Origin of the sequence: Insulibacter thermoxylanivorax (assembly GCF_015472005.1) — a bacterium.
In the GTDB taxonomy this organism is placed as follows: Bacteria; Bacillota; Bacilli; order Paenibacillales; family DA-C8; genus Insulibacter; species Insulibacter thermoxylanivorax.
Window position 1 is genome coordinate 67,854 of record NZ_BMAQ01000004.1, and the last position, 17,268, is coordinate 85,121.

Annotated in this window: 14 protein-coding genes; 6 read left to right on the forward strand and 8 right to left on the reverse strand. The window is 54.2% G+C overall.

Annotation, left to right across the window (positions count from 1 at the left end):
• Positions 1 to 148: 148 nt before the first annotated feature.
• From PRECH8_RS02755 to PRECH8_RS02765, 3 genes are all read left to right on the forward strand, one after another.
• Positions 149 to 1,261: an ABC transporter substrate-binding protein gene (locus PRECH8_RS02755; RefSeq protein WP_200965554.1), complete on the forward strand. Its 1,113-nt coding sequence runs from the start codon at positions 149 to 151 to the stop codon at positions 1,259 to 1,261.
• A gap of 98 nt (positions 1,262 to 1,359) precedes the next feature.
• A complete protein-coding gene (locus PRECH8_RS02760) occupies positions 1,360 to 2,352 on the forward strand; it encodes an ABC transporter permease (protein ID WP_200965555.1) in 993 nt (330 codons plus the stop codon).
• Positions 2,345 to 3,139, forward strand: coding sequence for an ABC transporter ATP-binding protein (locus PRECH8_RS02765; RefSeq protein WP_200965556.1), 795 nt, complete (start codon positions 2,345 to 2,347; stop codon positions 3,137 to 3,139). Before PRECH8_RS02760 ends, PRECH8_RS02765 begins: the two co-directional genes overlap by 8 nt.
• 133 nt (positions 3,140 to 3,272) lie before the next feature.
• Here PRECH8_RS02765 and PRECH8_RS02770 read toward each other — a convergent pair whose 3' ends face one another.
• Together PRECH8_RS02770 and PRECH8_RS02775 are read right to left on the reverse strand one after the other, a co-directional pair.
• Positions 3,273 to 4,184: a ChbG/HpnK family deacetylase gene (locus tag PRECH8_RS02770; RefSeq protein ID WP_200965557.1), complete on the reverse strand. Its 912-nt coding sequence runs from the start codon at positions 4,182 to 4,184 to the stop codon at positions 3,273 to 3,275.
• Positions 4,185 to 4,189: 5 nt separating this feature from the next.
• Positions 4,190 to 5,473, reverse strand: coding sequence for an MFS transporter (locus tag PRECH8_RS02775; protein ID WP_371871169.1), 1,284 nt, complete (start codon positions 5,471 to 5,473; stop codon positions 4,190 to 4,192).
• Positions 5,474 to 5,814: 341 nt separating this feature from the next.
• On the opposite strand from PRECH8_RS02775, the gene PRECH8_RS02780 reads away from it, so the two are divergent.
• A complete protein-coding gene (locus PRECH8_RS02780; RefSeq protein WP_200965558.1) occupies positions 5,815 to 6,435 on the forward strand; it encodes a thioredoxin family protein in 621 nt (206 codons plus the stop codon).
• Positions 6,436 to 6,488: 53 nt separating this feature from the next.
• Here the strand turns inward: PRECH8_RS02780 and PRECH8_RS02785 are convergent, their stop codons facing one another.
• The 3 genes from PRECH8_RS02785 to PRECH8_RS02795 all read right to left on the reverse strand — a co-directional run bounded on the left by PRECH8_RS02785 (position 6,489) and on the right by PRECH8_RS02795 (position 9,166).
• Positions 6,489 to 7,685 (reverse strand): TraB/GumN family protein, encoded by a 1,197-nt coding sequence (locus PRECH8_RS02785; RefSeq protein WP_200965559.1) that lies wholly within the window; start codon positions 7,683 to 7,685, stop codon positions 6,489 to 6,491.
• 175 nt (positions 7,686 to 7,860) lie between these two features.
• Complete coding sequence (locus PRECH8_RS02790) at positions 7,861 to 8,661, reverse strand: polysaccharide deacetylase family protein (RefSeq protein WP_200965560.1); 801 nt, start codon at positions 8,659 to 8,661, stop codon at positions 7,861 to 7,863.
• Positions 8,662 to 8,779: 118 nt separating this feature from the next.
• Complete coding sequence (locus tag PRECH8_RS02795) at positions 8,780 to 9,166, reverse strand: DnaJ family domain-containing protein (protein WP_200965610.1); 387 nt, start codon at positions 9,164 to 9,166, stop codon at positions 8,780 to 8,782.
• 207 nt (positions 9,167 to 9,373) lie between these two features.
• On the opposite strand from PRECH8_RS02795, the gene PRECH8_RS02800 reads away from it, so the two are divergent.
• Positions 9,374 to 10,093 carry a YebC/PmpR family DNA-binding transcriptional regulator gene (locus PRECH8_RS02800; RefSeq protein WP_200965561.1) on the forward strand — a complete coding sequence of 240 codons (720 nt, stop codon included), beginning with the start codon at positions 9,374 to 9,376 and terminating at the stop codon, positions 10,091 to 10,093.
• 189 nt (positions 10,094 to 10,282) lie between these two features.
• On the opposite strand, the gene PRECH8_RS02805 is transcribed toward PRECH8_RS02800, so the two are convergent.
• Both PRECH8_RS02805 and dacB read right to left on the reverse strand, forming a co-directional pair.
• Positions 10,283 to 12,868, reverse strand: coding sequence for a LamG-like jellyroll fold domain-containing protein (locus PRECH8_RS02805; protein ID WP_200965611.1), 2,586 nt, complete (start codon positions 12,866 to 12,868; stop codon positions 10,283 to 10,285).
• 346 nt (positions 12,869 to 13,214) lie between these two features.
• On the reverse strand, positions 13,215 to 14,732 hold the full coding sequence (dacB, locus tag PRECH8_RS02810; RefSeq protein ID WP_242457403.1) for a D-alanyl-D-alanine carboxypeptidase/D-alanyl-D-alanine endopeptidase: 1,518 nt from the start codon (positions 14,730 to 14,732) through the stop codon (positions 13,215 to 13,217).
• Between the two features lie 232 nt (positions 14,733 to 14,964).
• Between dacB and PRECH8_RS02815 the strand changes: the two genes are divergently transcribed.
• Entirely contained in the window at positions 14,965 to 16,044 is a 1,080-nt protein-coding gene (locus PRECH8_RS02815; protein WP_200965562.1) for an LLM class flavin-dependent oxidoreductase, read from the forward strand.
• Between the two features lie 165 nt (positions 16,045 to 16,209).
• Here the strand turns inward: PRECH8_RS02815 and PRECH8_RS02820 are convergent, their stop codons facing one another.
• Complete coding sequence (locus PRECH8_RS02820; protein ID WP_200965563.1) at positions 16,210 to 17,220, reverse strand: GGDEF domain-containing protein; 1,011 nt, start codon at positions 17,218 to 17,220, stop codon at positions 16,210 to 16,212.
• Between the last annotated feature and the right edge of the window lie 48 nt (positions 17,221 to 17,268).

Here is a 17,268-nt window from a genome sequence, read left to right on the forward strand (position 1 = left end):
TTTTTAGCAGTTCCTGCAGCGGGAATGTTTGACATAACGTTCAACTTTTTGAGTGATTCGAATTGACGGAATATATATGTCCCATTAAACTATTAATAACTTTCATATCCTATCAATCCCAATAAAATGAAACTAAGGAGGGAGTCTCTTGCGCAAAGCGCTGTTAATCATCCTGTCGCTCGCCTTCATCTTTGCCCTGTCCGCATGTGCAAGCGGTTCAGATCCGGCAAACAACACGCCGACTAACCAAGCTCTGAATGAGAATCATGCGAACAATGCAGATGAAAGCAGGGAGAATGACGGTCAAACCAATGATCCTGACACCGACGAGAGAACATATAAAATCGGAATCACTCAATACCTGGAACATCCGTCCCTGGATGCGACGCGGGAAGGAATCTTAGACGCACTGAAGGAGGCCGGAATCGAAGAGGGGGTAAATCTGGTCGTCGATTACCATACTGCACAAGCCGATTCGACGAACAATCTGTCGATCGCGAACAAACTCGCCGGCGGTGATTACGACCTCGTCATCGCGATATCGACGCCTTCGTCCATCCCTCTGGCCCAACAGCTGGAGCAATCCCGCAAGGATACGCCGATGCTGTTCGCAGCCGTCACGGACCCTGTACATGCGGGACTCGTCGATTCGCTGGACAATCCGGGAGGCCATATCACCGGTGCCGCAGACTTCGATCCGCAATCGATCGATCTGTTGATGGACTTCATCGCTGAGCACATCCCGGGCATCGAGAAAGTCGGGCTGATCATCAATACCGGCGAGCCGAATGCCCGTGTCATGGCAGATCAAGCCAAAGAAGCGCTGGCCAAGCACGGCATCGAACTGATCGAGGCGCAGGTGACCAATACTTCTGAAGTTCAACAGGCGGCGCAATCCCTTGTCGGTCAGGTTCAAGCATTCTATATCACCCTTGACAATTCCGTTGTAGCTGCAGTCAACGCGATCATTCAGATCGCGGAAGCCGAAGGCATTCCTCTCTTCGCTGCGGACCGCGATACCGTTGAGGGCGGGGCGGTGGCCGCATACGGCTTCGATTATTATGAACACGGATACCAAGCCGGCGAGATGGCGGTAGAGATCTTGAAGAACGGCAAGAGCCCGGCGGAACTGCCTGTTAGAACGCCGCAGAATCTGGACCTGATCTTGAATATGCCCGCTGCTAAGGCGCAAGGCGTCGAAGTGACGGACGAGATGATCCGTAAAGTGAACATGCCCGAACTCAACCTCATCGAGGAGTAACGGACAAGGAAGCAGTGAAGCTTGACGGCTTAGAAGGGCTCCTTGCTTCATCGCACTAAAGCTTCACTGCTTTTTAGCACATGCAGGAGGTTTAAATTATGCTGGCATCATTGCAGGTTACAATCCAACTCGGGCTGCTCTACGCCTTTATGTCCCTAGGGGTATACATCACCTTCCGCATCCTGAAGTTCCCGGATCTGACCGTCGACGGCAGTTTCACCACGGGCGGGGGAATCGCCGCGGTCATGATCGTCCATGGGTATGAGCCGTGGCTCGCTGTGGCCTGCGCCTTCGCCGGGGGTCTGGCTGCCGGTGCCTGTACCGGCTTGCTCCATACGAAAGGCAAGATCAACGGTCTCCTCTCCGGGATCTTGATGATGATCGCGCTGTATTCGATCAATTACCGCATCATGGGGATGCCGAACGTGTCCCTGTTCCGCATCGATACGATCTTCCCGAACGCCCAGGCGTTGGCGAAGAATCCGCTGCTTGAAGACATCGTCTTCATCTGCGTGATCGCCGCGGTGCTCCTTGTTAAGCTGCTGTTGGACTGGTTCTTCCATACCAACTTGGGTTTGGCGATTCGGGCGACAGGGGATAACGACCGGATGATCCGCAGTTTCGGCATGAATACGGATACGACGAAAATCATCGGCATCAGCCTCTCCAACGGGCTTGTCGCCCTGTCGGGCGCTCTGATCGCGCAAAACTACGGTTACGCCGATCTCTATATGGGAGTCGGCATGATCGTGATTGGACTTGCCTCCGTGATCATCGGAGAAGCGATCATCGGCGCACGCAGCGTATTCTTCGCCACTCTGGCTGCAGCCCTTGGTTCCGTCATCTACCGGATCGTCTACGATCTGGCGCTGCGGGTGAAATGGCTGGAGGCATCGGATACGAAACTCATCACCGCCGTGATCGTCATCATCGCCCTGATCGTGCCGGCCTTCCAGAAAAATTGGCGAAACAGCAAACTCGCCCGCAAACGCGCGATCGATCTGCAAGCATCGCAGAGTCGTGCAGCACAGAATCATGCCTTACAGAATCACGCATCACCAAGCCGCTCCGGGGGTGAGATCGATGCTTGAACTGAAACAGGTCACGAAGTTGTTCTTCCCTGGGACGATCGATGAGAAAATCGCCCTAATCGATGTGAATCTGCACCTTCGCGAAGGGGACTTCGTCACGATCATCGGCAGCAACGGTGCCGGCAAGTCCACGCTGATGAACATCATCTCGGGCAGCTTACGGCCGGAGACGGGCAGCGTGAAGATCAAAGGCATCGAGGTGCAGAACTTGCCCGAACATAAGCGAAGCCGCTGGATCGGCCGTGTCTTCCAAGACCCGATGGCCGGAACCGCACCTGAGATGACCATCGAAGAGAACCTGGCAATCGCTTATGCCCGCGGCAAGCGGCGCGGTCTCAGCCTCGGCGTGAACAGAGCGAAGCGCAATTTCTTCCGCGAACAGCTCGCACTGCTTGGCATCGGCTTGGAAGATCGCCTGCGCGCCAAAGTAGGACAGCTCTCCGGCGGCGAACGTCAGGCACTGAGCCTGCTGATGGCGACCTTCACGAAGCCGCAGGTGCTGCTTCTGGATGAGCATACCGCAGCCCTCGATCCCAACCGCGCCGAATTGATCACGCGCATGACAGAAACCTTGGTCCGCGAGCTGGGCCTGACGACGCTGATGGTGACGCATAATATGGAGCAGGCGATCCGCCTCGGCAACCGCCTCATCATGATGGACCAAGGCCGGATCATCCTCGATTACAGCGAGGAAGAGAAGAAGGATCTGACGATCGACAGGCTGCTCGCCGAATTCGAGAAGATCAGCGGACATAAGCTGGCCGATGATAAATTGGTGTTTGGATAACACGCAGACCGCTTGCAGACAGCACGAAGCCCTCAGAAACCGGGGATTTGTTTCCCGTTCTTAGGGCTTTATTTTTCCTCTGATTCGGTTCATCTTGAGACGCTTATGAAAGACCTCACGACGGCCTTGCCGATCAGGCTCTTAATCCGCCCAATAATCTCCCCAATGCCCGCCGACGCGAGGCCTTTCGATATCGCTGAACATAGGAGTAGTCTGTTAAGATGACCCCTGCATCCCGAAGGGCATAAGCAAAATCCGAATCCAGCATCAAGCGGTATTCCCATACCCGCTTCTCCCAGGAGGGCACCTTCGCCTTCATCTCCTCATCTTCCAAGGCCGGATGGATATAGATCTCCGAGACACCCTCGGGAAGTTCATAAATCTTGGTGATCAGCATCTGCTTGAAGCGTTCGTAGGTCTCTCCAGGCTGCACGTCATAGGAATGAGAGAGCAGGTAATCGGGGATGCGGCAGCCGACCAGATCGGCAAACGCAGTGACTATAGACAGGGTGCCTGCGGCATTGGGAATCGAGTTGAGCAGCTCATCCTTGGCTGCGATGTAACGAGGCAGACGGAAGGGCAGCCTCCGTTTCGCACATTCCCTGAGCACATAAGGAAGATGACTGCGCCCTGTTGCGATCCCATATAAGCTGCCCATATGATTGTCAACGTGAGAGATCGCAATCCCAGCCTGAGCCATCGCCGCAAACTGCGCCTGAATCTCAGCCCTGACCTCCTTCGTCACCGCCTTGATCTCGAATTCCTCGATCGTCTTCGGCATCGCTCCGCTCTCATCGTGCAGGGACTTGCCGCCGCTCAGACTCTTCCAGCGAAGCCCATCGATCTCGCTGGTCAGGGTCAGATGCAGTCCGATATTCTTCAGCCCGCGCCGTCTAACCCACGCGGCAGCTTCAGCAAAGGCCGGCGCCGGCGGCATCAGCGTCGCGGAGGATACCCGCCGCTCTTCAAGCAGATGCTGAATCGCCTCATTGGCTGCACGGCACTGGCCGTAATCATCGCAATTCAAGATGAGACGCCGCTCCATCCTGATCAGACCTCCTCAACCTTATCGGTATAGCCTCTTAGTGCCCAAGAGAGGATGAAGGATATCATCAGCAAGGTGAATGGGATCACGCAGATGAGGAAGCGGAACGCACCTTCCGGATTCGGGCCGGGCTGCTCCCCGCTTTCATATCCGAAGATGACACTGACCACGAAGAAGGCCAGGGCCGACAAGAAACCGCTCGAACGGGTGATGAATCCCGCAACGGCGGTATAGATGCCCTCCCTCCTCCTCCCCGTCTGTTTGGCATCCCGGTCGATGATCTGACCGCTGACCACGGGCGGCGTCACCAAGAAACCCGCCAGTCCGAAGCCGACGATCACGCCCGCGAGGATCCCTCCAGCCAATCCCTCGGCGAACCAGAGCGGAATCACGGAACAAGCATAACAGGCGAAGGCCCACCGCCAGCTGCGGACGGCTCCCAGTCTCCGTACCACGGCATACCACACGAATACCAGCGGGATGACGGAGACGAACACCGCCGCCATCAACAGGGTGACCTCTGCATCGGGAATGCCGAGCACATAGATCGCGTAGAAGGGGATCATCGAACTGATGAGGCCGTTCACCGTCTGCGCGAAGGAATTGGCGATGTTGAAGATCCAGAATGCACGGTTGCCTAAGGTCAGCCGGAACGCCTTGGCCAGCTTCAGCGGTTCTTGCGTTCGCGCATCCTCCCGCTCCCGGATCATCGCCATGCAGTACCACATCAGCAGCAAGAACAGCCCCGCATAGATCCAAGCCATCGACCCAAAGCCTAAGGCCGTGTAGATCAGCGGCGTAACCGCTGTTGCAACAAGCAATGCCGCGATCTGATAAGCCTGCTGGATCGCCGAAGCCCTTGCCCGTATGCGGTCGCCTCGATAAAGCTCTGGAAATAGTGCGCCGTAATTCACCCAGATGACCGCTGATGCGGTCTCGAACAAGAGAAGCGCCAGCAGGAACCAGATGAACAGACCGTTCTGTCCAAGGGAAGATGGAGCGGAGAACATCATGATGAAGGTGAGAGCCATAAACGGCAACGCTCCGTAGATCCAAGGTTTTCGCCGTCCGAAGCGCGTTCTCGTCCGGTCGGAAAGGTACCCCAGCATGGGTTCATTGAGCGCATCCCAGATCGTGTAGATCAGTCTCGCTAATGTCGCAAGGCCGATGCCTAAGCCTAAGGTCTCGACGTAATAGTAGCTGTGAAAGGACATGAAGGCTTGCACCGGAATCATCATCGCCAACATGCCGGCTGCATACGCATATGGTGAGTTCACTCGCTTGCTCATCCCCATCCCCCGCTCCCGCATGAATAAAAGCATAATGATAAAATGAGCCGTTTATGGGACTTCATTTGTAAACGCTCTCATGTTATCATATTCCATGTACCGGCTGGTTACCTCTGCTTCGAAGAATCTGGGCTGAATCACCGCAGTGATCACACTTCAATTGTACGCTTGCAGATCCAGAATAGACTTTATGATGCGATTTGCTTAGAAGATTTGGCATAGACTATGAATAGATCCTCGATTTTGCACATTCCTGGCAACATGCTATGATGGTACCATGCCGGACATCCATCACACGAACACTGAATCCTTAACCATCACCCAACAAGGAGGAATAGGATATGACCGCGCATGCCGCGAGCAAAATCTCCGATGAGAGAAGAATCCGTGCTTACTCCGAAGGCATCAGCTTCCAGCAGTTTGTTGAACAAGCGGAAGTCAATCAAGAACTGCTGTCGAGCAACTTTGACGCATATGCACTGACGGAAGAAGAGCTAACCTTTTTCCAATCCATCTCTGAGCCCATCGATGTGATCGTGCTTGCCCATGATTGGTGCGGCGATGTTGCCTCGAACCTGCCGCTGTTTGCGAAGATCGAACAGCTGACGGGCAAGCTCAAGCTGCATATCTTAAACCGCGATCCGGACAACTGGGATATCGCCCATGCCTATCCGGCCGCGGACGGGAAGCATCGACTCCCTACCTATATCTTCTTCGACGGTGAGGGACGGGAACTCGGCACCTTCATCGAACGCCCTGAAGAGATCACGGAGATGATCCCCGAATGGCGCGCCCAGTTCTGGCAGCTGCATCCGGAATGGAGCTGGGAAGGCAAGTCCATAGACAGCATCGGCGAGGAAGGAATCGCCGCATGGCGGGCATATATGATGTCGCAGCGGCAAGAGAAGCGAGACCTGGAGAAGGAAGGCATCCTCAAAGCGCTGCGAGCGATCATCGGTTAAATGAAATAAGGCAGCCCCGGTTTCTTATGGAAGCCGGAGGCTGCCTTAACTTGTTAGAGATTATCGAAGAATACCCGCAGGACATCCGCCCCGCCCAGGAACGTACCCAAGGAGCTGCCGAGATTGGCCAGGACGACGACGAGCAAGATGCGTGTCACTTTGTTTCGCCAGAACCCTTTGAAACTTAAGATGTCGGTGGACAAGCGCTCAAAGTCCCCCACATTGGGCCTTTTGAAGTAGGCTTGGACAATACCTGCAAACCAGCCCGCCGCAAGAAACGGGAAGAATGACGTGATCGGCGCGGCGATGAAAGCCGTTAAAATCGCCAGCGGATGAGCCAGAGCGAAGGCTGCCCCGATCGCCGAAAGGGAGCCGTTCCACAGAACCCAGCTGACGGTCTGCTGCCAGCCCGCCTGCGGATTGGCTAAGAATGTATACAAGACGACGGCCAAGATGAGGATCGGGATACTCCAGCCGATGATCTTCGGCCACTTGGACTTCGGCGGAACTTTCGTTAATTCCGTCAAATCATGGTCATGCTTGATCGCTTCCTTCACCCCGGGTACATGGGCTGCACCAAGTACAGCAACGATCTTATTGCCCGGCGCCTCTTTGATCTTCTGGGCGAGATATTGGTCCCGTTCATCGATCAGCGGCGTCTTCAGACGCGGGAAGCTCTGCGTAAATTCCTCCAGCATCGAATCAAGCATATCCTGCGATTTCATCTTCTCCAGCTCTTCCTCGGTGATTTCTTCATCGCTGAAGATGCTGTAGAAGATCTGCACCAAGAGCTTCATCTTCCCCCAGAAGCCGACGTTCTTCCAGATGCGCGAGAAGGTCACCTGGATATTGCGGTCAGCAAGGACCAGCTGCGCCCCGATCTCTTCGGCTGAGCGAATGCCCTGGATCATCTCCTGCCCCGGCTGGATGCCGAACTGCTCGGCGATCCGCTTCTGGAACGAAGAGATGGCCAGATTGATGAGCAGCAGAGTGGCTTTCCCCTCTTTGATCACCTTGAAGATATCGGTTTCCTTCCACTTCTTCTCCTGCATGATCGATTGGTAGCGCTGCTCGTCCAATTCCACGCAAACAGCATCAGGCCTCTCTCGCTCGATCACTTCCTTGACCTGTTCGGCGCTCTGCTTCGATACATGCGCTGTTCCGATCAGAATATATTCTTTGCCATCCAGGTGGATTCGCGTGATATGATCTTCAACCGCCTGTTTCTCTATCACATTGTTCTCGGTCATAGCAACCTTCCTTCATCAAGATCACGCCGCATGAACTGCGGCCGGAATATCATCGAATATTCAAACTTCATTCATTATACAATAAGGGGCATCATCATTAAACCGCTGATTTGCAGACCCTGACAGCTTCCGATGATCAATAAAAGGGAAGCCAGCCATGGGCTTCCCTCGGGTTCTATAACGCTGTTGTTGTACCGCCCTTCACTTCCACGATCCGCTCATCATCGACCTTGAGCCACACACTCTGATATGACGGGTTATAGACAAAGTCCTGCGATGCGGAGAACTGTAATCTTCGAAAGGCATTCATATAGTCCACATACTCGATGTTGGTCGCATACCAGATGTCATCGCGGCGGCCCATCATCTTGCAGAACTTCTCGATTAAGTCCCAGTTGTTATCGTTGTCAAATTCATAGCTGTGGCCCCATACATACATCATATACAGGTACTGACTCTTATGTAAGGCTAAGAACTGTTCACCCAGGTTCAACAGATCCCGGTTATGATGACAGGTTGAGCGCCACTCGAGGAGATCATCGGGGAGCCCGAAGGAGCCTGTCCCGCCCACCGTGCGAGCATATTCGATGCCAAGATGCGGGAGCATCTGTTTAATGGTGCTGTTGTATGAACCGTTCGGATAGGACATCCCGCGCACGGGATAGCCGACGATCCCCTCCAGCCGCTTGCGATCCTCCATGATCTCGTAAACCAGCTGTTCCTTAGAGCATCTAGCGATCGTAGGATGGGTGAGCGTATGGGCGGACACCTCATGTCCCGCATACAGCTCCGGAATCTCCTCCTCCGTCACGCGATCCCCTTGGCCGATCAAGCCGCCGTTTAGATGGAACGTCCCCTTGATGCCATAGCGATTGAAGATCTCGACTAACCGGCGATCGGCGGTGCGTCCGTCATCATAGCTCATCGTGAGTACCTTGAACTTCCCTTCTGGAAACGTTGCCACAACTCGTTTCATCCCTCGATTCCTCCCTTGGCTGTCCATCTAAGTTCATCATATCACGAATCTTGGATGCGCAACATATGGATGCGATGGATGAAGCTGCAATTGGTGAATCTGTACTTTCTCTGCGGACTTAATCGCGCCCCCGCTGGGTCAGCTTACGCTGCACCTTCTCTTCGTATTCCTGGAACACAGCCGAGTGCCCCCATCCTCTCTGCGCCATCAAAGCTTGGTAACGAAGCCGCAGCACCGCAAGCTCCCGGTCTAACCTGACCCTCTCCTGCTCATCCTGGCAGCTGTTGATCAGGTCTTGCAGCGTGACCATCTCCTTGTGCAGCTGCAGTTCCTCCGGCAAGACGCCTGCGTTTTTGAGCAATCGGTAGCTCGCCCGAAGGTCCTCCGGCACCATCGAGTCGTCCTCTAATTGCAGCGGCTTGCCCATCCCCGGCAGGTTATCCAGCTTCCCTTGGTTGATCGCCTCTTGGATCTTCTCCTCGGCGATTCTCGAGATCCAATCCATGCCGTCTCCACTCCCTTGATATTCGCTGAGGTTTGTGCCAATTTTATTCTTCATTTTACTATAGCGCCTTTATTTTGTGTCTTCATTGTTGGTTTCTTCCATCCCTGATCTTAAGATCGATCACTTTAACGGCCTATAGAGGTATGATAAAATATTTCAGTAGCATTCATACAAATCCTAGGATCGAAAGCGAGTTGGAATGACCTTATGGGGCGCAAATGGAACAATATCAAATACAAAAAAGCCGCTAAAGACGCCAACACAAGCCGCATCTACGCCAAATTCGGCCGCGAGCTCTATGCGGCAGCCAGACGCGGCGACCCCGATCCAGAGACGAATCAAGCGCTGAAGCTCGTCATCGAGCGTGCTAAGACGTACAATGTGCCGAAGGCCATCATCGACCGTGCGATCGAGAAGGCGAAGGGCAACTCCGATGAAACCTTCGAAGAATTGCGTTACGAAGGCTTCGGACCGAATGGTTCGATGATCATCGTCGATACACTTACGAATAACGTGAACCGAACCGCTGCCGAGGTTCGCGCTGCCTTCAACAAGAACGGCGGCAACATGGGCGTGAGCGGTTCCGTCTCCTATATGTTCGATGCCACAGCTGTGCTCGGAATCGAGGGCAAATCGGCGGAAGAAGTGCTCGAACTGCTGATGGAATCCGACATCGATGTGCGCGATATTATCGAAGAGGATGACACGGTGATCGTCTATGCGGAGCCGGATCAGTTCCACGACGTTCAGCTGGCCTTTAAGAATGCCGGCATCACAGAGTTCGCCGTGGCAGAACTGACGATGCTGCCGAAGAACGAGATCGTCTTGCCGGAAGACGCCCAAGCCCAGTTCGAGAAGCTGATCGACGCTCTGGATGATCTGGAGGACGTGCAGCAGATCTATCATAACGTAGATCTAGAAGAATAATATTAAGAAGGAGGCCGCCGCTTGCGGCCTCTTCAGCTATCTGATGCACTGTTGCTGCGCCTGAGTCGACAAGAAATGTTGTCTCGGTGTGGGAAACGTGCAATGCGATGCTTGAGACGACAAGATGTATCGACTTCACATAAGAACTGCGCGCTTCGATGGCTGTGACGACAGGAAGTATCGTCTCAGTTACTGGATCGCGGAGAGCTCAGCAATCTCCTCTGCACTGAGAACTCCATCATAGATTCTCAATTCATCGATCAGCCCCTGATAAGGCGGATCCCACCAATTCACACCCAAACTGAAGCTTGCGCTTGAGGTTGTGAAGATATCCGGAAAGTCCGTGCCGCTGAACTTCTCCTCCCCGTCCACATAGACGCGAACAGTTCCTTCTTCCACGGAAAAAGCCAGATGCGTCCATTCATCGGTGTCCACCGTTAAACCCGTTGCCGCATCATACCACCGGCTGCTCCCTGACCACACCATGGTCTGGTCGCCTGCCGGTCCCATCGGCACGATGCTGACCCAGTTATTGCTGTCCCGTGCTCCGAAGAACGTCGTTGTGAACAAGGTTAAGTCCTTGGGCTGAATCCACAGGGATACGGTGTATTCATCCCCAAGGATGAGCCCGTTCGGCAGCCGCACCCCCGATTGACCATCGAAAACCGCCGCCTGGCCGATCACCCCTTCAGCATAGGTGATCTCACCGCCGGTGTTGTCGATGCGATCGCCCGTCGGTCTGCCTGCGGCTTGCTGCCCCGTCGAGTCCTCCAGATTCCCTTCGAAAGCATAATGCGCCTTCAAACCCACCTTGATCTCTGGCAATACGGTGATCTCGAAGGACTTCGTGCGCACGGCATCCCCTTTCCGGATCGTCGCAGTCAAGGTCGCTTTGGCCGCCTCCGAACCCGCCGGCGGACGAGTCACGACCCCCTTATCCGTTACCGCCTCCGGATTCGAGGATGTCCAGCTGATCACCGCCCCTTCCGATCCGACCTCTGGCAGCGTAAGATCGGCCACGACGTTCACCGTCTGTTCCAGCTTCAACTCCTGTTCTACGGCCGCCGCCACTTCCTCGTCGCTTCGTTCGGGAACCATGCTTCCCCATAAGGTCATCCCTTCATCGCTCACCGCGGTGAAGGCCAATACATAATTGCTGGTCACCGGATCCCATTGCCATACATAGACTCCTTCGTAGGTAACGCCGTTCAAGGTGATCGTTGCATACCAGCGATCTGTCTTCTGCCAAGTGCCGCTGGCAGCCCCGGTGATCGTGCCGTCGGCCTCGAAGCGGATGCGCTCCGGTTTCTTGAGTACCGCCAGATTATCCTTTCCGTGATTGATGATCTTGTAACTGCCGACCAGCCAATCCTCCTCAATCTCCTCCAGCGTTTCTCCGGCATAGCGATATGGGGCAGCTACGGGCCAGCCATCCTTATTCATAAACAGTTGATGCACCCGCACCTCATGCATCTCGCCGCGGTTTGGGAACCTCGTATGGAACACGAGGAATCGCTTGCCAAGTTCTTGATCGATCAGCACGGAATTATGGCCGGGGGATGCATAGCCGATCCCGCTGCCGGACCCGGGATCCCCAGGCAGGCGTTCGAAGATGAAATTACCCATCAGCTTATTGCCATAGGGCGCATTGTCCACACTTCCTGGCAGCACCGCATGCTGTCCCTGAATATCCAGATACGGTCCGTCGGGCCTCTCCGAGCGAAAAAGACGCATATTATATCCGCCGTCGGCTCCCAGCCAGCCATAAGTCATGTAGAGATAGTAATAACCCGTCTCATCGTCATAGACAATATAAGGTCCTTCTCCGGACTTGGTATACCCGCCGGCGATCTTCGTCCCGAAGTAGCGGTCGATCATCCGGCCGTCCTCTGTCTCCCCGTCCTCTCCAGGATAGATCGCGCGTCCTGTAACCGGATCGATCTCGAGCAAGAAGATGCCGCCGGACCAAGAGCCGTAGGACATCCACAACCTGCCGTCAGTGTCATAGAACAGATTCGCATCGATGGCATTCGGATACAAGCGGTTATTGTAAGCCCCGTTCGAAGTGAACCAGGCTTCGTTCACACCGCTCAGTTGCCCGCTTTCGATCAGTTTCGGAATATTCGTATTCGTCCAGACCTTGTTCACATCGCTGTTCGCATCATAAGCTTCATGTTCAGTGAATCCGGAATACACGATGGTATCTACGTATTCATAAGGCCCCTCGATCTCCCGCGATACGGCAAAGCCGATGGCAGACCGAATATAGGTAGAAGACACACTGTAATAGAGCATATAGGCCCCTTTCGTGCCATCCTCGTGGACATAGTGTTCATTCCAGAAGATCTCCGGCGCCCATACTGCGTATCCTCCTTTGCTGTCCGCATCATCCTCTCCAGCCCATGCGAAGGATTCGGCCAGATTGGCGGAGAGATCCCCATACAGGGCGTTGCCCGGCGTCCGGTAGCCGTTCGTAAATCTCATCCACGACATCAGGTCCTCAGAGCGGGCCGCTTCGATATGCGTGCCGAAGATATAATAGACCCCATCCGCCTTGATGATCGACGGGTCATGGACGGATACATTGGTGAACACCGGCGGATCCGCTTCATACTGCACCGTCGCAGACGCCGGCTCTCCGCTGCCATTCTTGTCTTCATGACTTTCCGGATCTTGGGATTGGATGTTCCCTCCTTGGCCTTGGTTCAGATAGATCACCCCCGCTCCGAAAGTTATGGCTGTCACGGCGAACAGGATCGTGATATACAGCGTCATCCTTCCGTTGCCCAATGGCAGCTCCCCTCCCCTCTTTCCTCACTCCAGTGCCCATGTTGCGCACCGTAATCGAGCCCCGCTTCCAATGCTGCACTATGTTACACATAGACTGCCCATACCATGACCATCCAAGCAGTGCATATCCCGGAAATCACCCCGATTACAGCGCTTACAAGATGTTATATTATTAATATGTTCGATGATATATTAACAATACTATAAATCTGATCCGTCATCAACGGTTTCTTTCCCGCTGTTCGAACTGGCCAATAAGAACAAAAAACCGATCCTTACCCAATTCATCCGGGCAAGGATCCGGTCTCTTAAGCAATCATTATGTCATTCATTAATCCAACGTTACCTTCGTCAAGGCAATGGCTATCGCGTCTTCAATCGGCTTCACCGTAGAAGCGAGATAGTTGTTGATCATGATGGAGAAAACCAGGCGATCACCGGACGGTGTCGTCACATAACCAGAGAGAGAAGAAACGCTGGTTAGGGAGCCCGTCTTGGCCAGCACGTTCCCCTGCGCGGCTGTTCCGTTCATGCGGTAGCGCAGCGTGCCGCCTTCCATCCGATCTGGTGAACCCGCCACGGGCAGGGAACGTTCAAAGATCGGGTACCAGTCCCTGCTCTGAACGGCATACAACAGCCAAGATAATTGATCAGCCGGGATCATCGTCTTATGGCTCATCCCCGAGCCGTCGCGCAGCATGATCGTCGAAGTATCCACACCGAATTCGCCGAGCGTCTCCTGGATCACCTGCAATCCTTTGTCCCAGCTGCCTTCCCCATAGATCACCCTGCCCAGCTCTTTGGTCAGGATCTCGCCGTGACCGTTATTGCTCAGCTTCATGAAGGGGATGATAAGTTCCGACAGCGGAATCGATTGCTTCGACATCAGCAGCGTACTCTCTTCCGGCTTCGTGCCGGTGAGCCGTTCCGACCATGGCGCGAACTCGATGCCGTGCTCGCGAAGCGACTGGTAGAAAACATCGATGGCATATCCCGTCGGTTCCCATACCGAAGCCAAGCTTCTCACAGGCGAAGACCCGAGCGGGATCGTTCCTTCGACGATGATCCGATTCGTCCCATGTTCGCGTTCGACGGTCAGTTTCCGCTTGCCTTTACGATCCACGGTCACCGCATGATTCACGACAGTCACATATTCATTAACCGGTTTCAAAGCAACCTGAGCAGGTTCGCCCGCAGCAGAGCCGGGGCTTACCTCAACGATCACCGTTCCTGCGTCATAATCGTCGTTGGGCGACAGAGTTAATGCGGAAATCTGCGTTCCCGTATAGTAAGGTTCATCATTCCAATTGAGATCCCGTGACAGCCGCACATCATCATACCAGCTGTCGTCGCCGATCAGATGCCCGTCAATCCGCTCGATGCCCAGTTCCAGCAGCTGCTTCGCAAATTGATCCAAATCTTCCTTCATCAAAGTGGGGTCGCCCTTCCCTACCAAATATAGGTTTCCTGTGAGCACGCGGCCTTCCGCTTCACCGTCCGTCCACAGCTCCGTGCTGAAGCGATAATCCGCACCTAACTTCTCCAATGCACTCACAGCCGTTAAGATCTTCATGCTGGATGCAGGGTGCAGACGGAGATCCCCAAGATGGGAATACAGCAATTCACCGGTCTCCGCATGGCGAACGCTGACCCCGGCGAGCGCCCCTTGCAATCGGCGGTCCTGCAGGATCGGATCGATCAGCTCGGCCAATCCTTCTGCATGATGAATCGAGGTTTCTATAGCATAGTCACGCTCGACCTGCCAGATCGGGGCGGACAAGTCCCCTGCCATCGTGAACATGGAGACCAAAGCGCCGAAGATCATATATAAGATGGAATTTGCCAGCATACCGGTCACTCCTAATCATATCCCGTCAATCTCTTAGCTCCATTGTAACCGACCACGTTTTCAACTGTAAACCGAAACGGCTGTTATCCATCCATCCTGGATGAACCCTCAAGAAGAAGGAACACTAACAGCAGCGAAGCTCATGCAACACAAAATGTTCACTTACTTGTATTGATATACTTACGAAAATACAGTACAATGTTGGCAAGTGATAAGGAGGCGATTGATAACCATGGCGGAACAAGCAACTAATAAAAAGGCGCCCGTGATCGAGATCGGCATCACGACCTTCCTGGAAGCGGATCCCGATCCGGTCACCGGCAAGAGAATCACCCATGCCGAACGGATCCAGCGTGCTGTAGAGGAGATCGTCGCGGCTGATGAAGTCGGTCTGGATGTATACGGAATCGGCGAGCATCACCGTGAGGACTACGCCAGTTCGGCGCCGGAGATCATCCTGGCAGCAGGTGCAGCACGTACCAAACGCATCCGGCTGACCAGTGCGGTAACCGTCCTGTCATCGGATGATCCGGTGCGCGTGTATCAGGCATTCTCGACCCTCGATGCCATCTCGGGCGGGAGGGCTGAGATCATGGCCGGCAGAGGATCCTTCATCGAGTCCTTCCCTCTGTTCGGTTACAGTCTCAATGACTATGAAGAATTATTCGAAGAGAAATTACAGCTCCTGCTGGAGATCTGCAAATCCGAGAAAGTGACTTGGCCCGGCGGTCACCGCCCCGCGATCGACAATCTGGGTGTATATCCAAGAGCCGTGCAGGATCCGCTTCCCGTCTGGATCGCAAGCGGCGGCACACCCCAATCCGTCGCCCGCGCGGGGATGCTGGGACTGCCCTTGGCACTGGCGATCATCGGCGGACAGCCGGCGCGCTTCGCTCCGCTGGTTGAGCTGTACAAGGAAGCAGCCAGAAAGGCCGGCCATGATCCGGATCAACTGCCCGTCGCTACCCATTCCCACGGGTTCATCGCCGATACGAAGGAGCGGGCAGAGGAGCTGTTCTATCCGCCGCATGTTGCTCAGATGAACAAGCTGGGCCGTGAACGCGGATGGCCTCCATACGGCCGCGCTTCCTTCGAAGCCGCTCGCAGCTTAGACGGTGCGCTCTATGTCGGCGATCCGGAATATGTTGCAGAGAAGATCATCTTGCTGCATAAGAATCTCGGCATCACCCGCTTCATGCTGCACAGCGATTTTGGCTCGATCCCGCATGAAGACATGCTGCGCTCGATCGAACTCCTCGGGACTAAGGTGGCGCCTCTGGTGCGGCAAGAGATCGCCAAACTATACTCCTGATCTTGGCGATTCACCATCTTCCAAACTTGCACCCGTATGGTTGGATGTTTAAGTGTGCAGATGAGCATGCAGAGGAGTAAAATCAGTGCGCGAGGCGAAGTTCATCACGCATAAGTACGCATAGGGCTGTCCGCCAGTCAGTCATCACTGCTTGCTGGACAGCCCTTATTCATCGCTGACGGTGTGATTCTTGCCGCTCCGCTTCGCTTTATATAATAACGCATCTGCTTGATCGAACAGCTCTGAACCGCTCATACCGGGCTTCGCCGCCTTGAGACCGATGCTGACCGTCACCGGTTCATGCCCTGTCTCTGGATGTCGGAAACGCATCAAGGATGTACGGATGCGCTCGCAGATGTACAAGGAATCCTTAAGCGATTTATCGGTGAAGATCAATGCAAACTCCTCACCGCCATACCGTGCTGCGAAGTCCTCGCTCTCCTTCTCGCGGCTGATCGTCTCCGCGACCCTCGTAATGATCACATCCCCTGTTGAATGGCCGTATGTATCATTGATCTGTTTGAAATTATCGATATCCATCACCGCCACCTGCAAGTATTCGATCTGCCGGTCCTTCAGCTCTTCCAGCATGGAATCCAGGTATTCATAGAACATCTTGTGATTATACAACCCGGTCAGCGGATCGGTCTTGGACAGTTTCTCCATCATCATGCTGTTGGAACGAAGGCGTGCACCGATGATCGCTTCTGCCGCAAGCAAACTGGTGACCAAGATATGTATCGATACCAATGGAACCATGTGATGCAGGGGGTCTGGAGCAAGGAATACCGTTTCATGATACCGGCTTACAAAATAGATAGTATAGACTACGTTAGCCAATCCGATGATGAGTACAGGACGATAATCAAAATACAAGGAGATCAGGGCGCTGTAGAAGAAAGTCAGGATGTAGACGACGAATTCCGGCGGAAGGAGATAACCCTGGATCGAGAAGATCAAAGCGATATAGTACATGATGTATCGATCGAGGATCTGTCTCCATACCAGAATGGTGGGGATCGTGAAGAGCAGGACGCCTGCGGTCAGAATCGCTGCGGCAAATCTTAATTCGACGGCAATCGCTGCCGAGATGCTTCCCACGATCGCCATCGTCCAGCATATGAACAGCATAAACTTGTTGCGATCGTTCAATGAATATAAGTCCCATGACTTCATCAGCCTCTCCCCCCTCCGATCGATACATACACATAACAAAAGCCACTT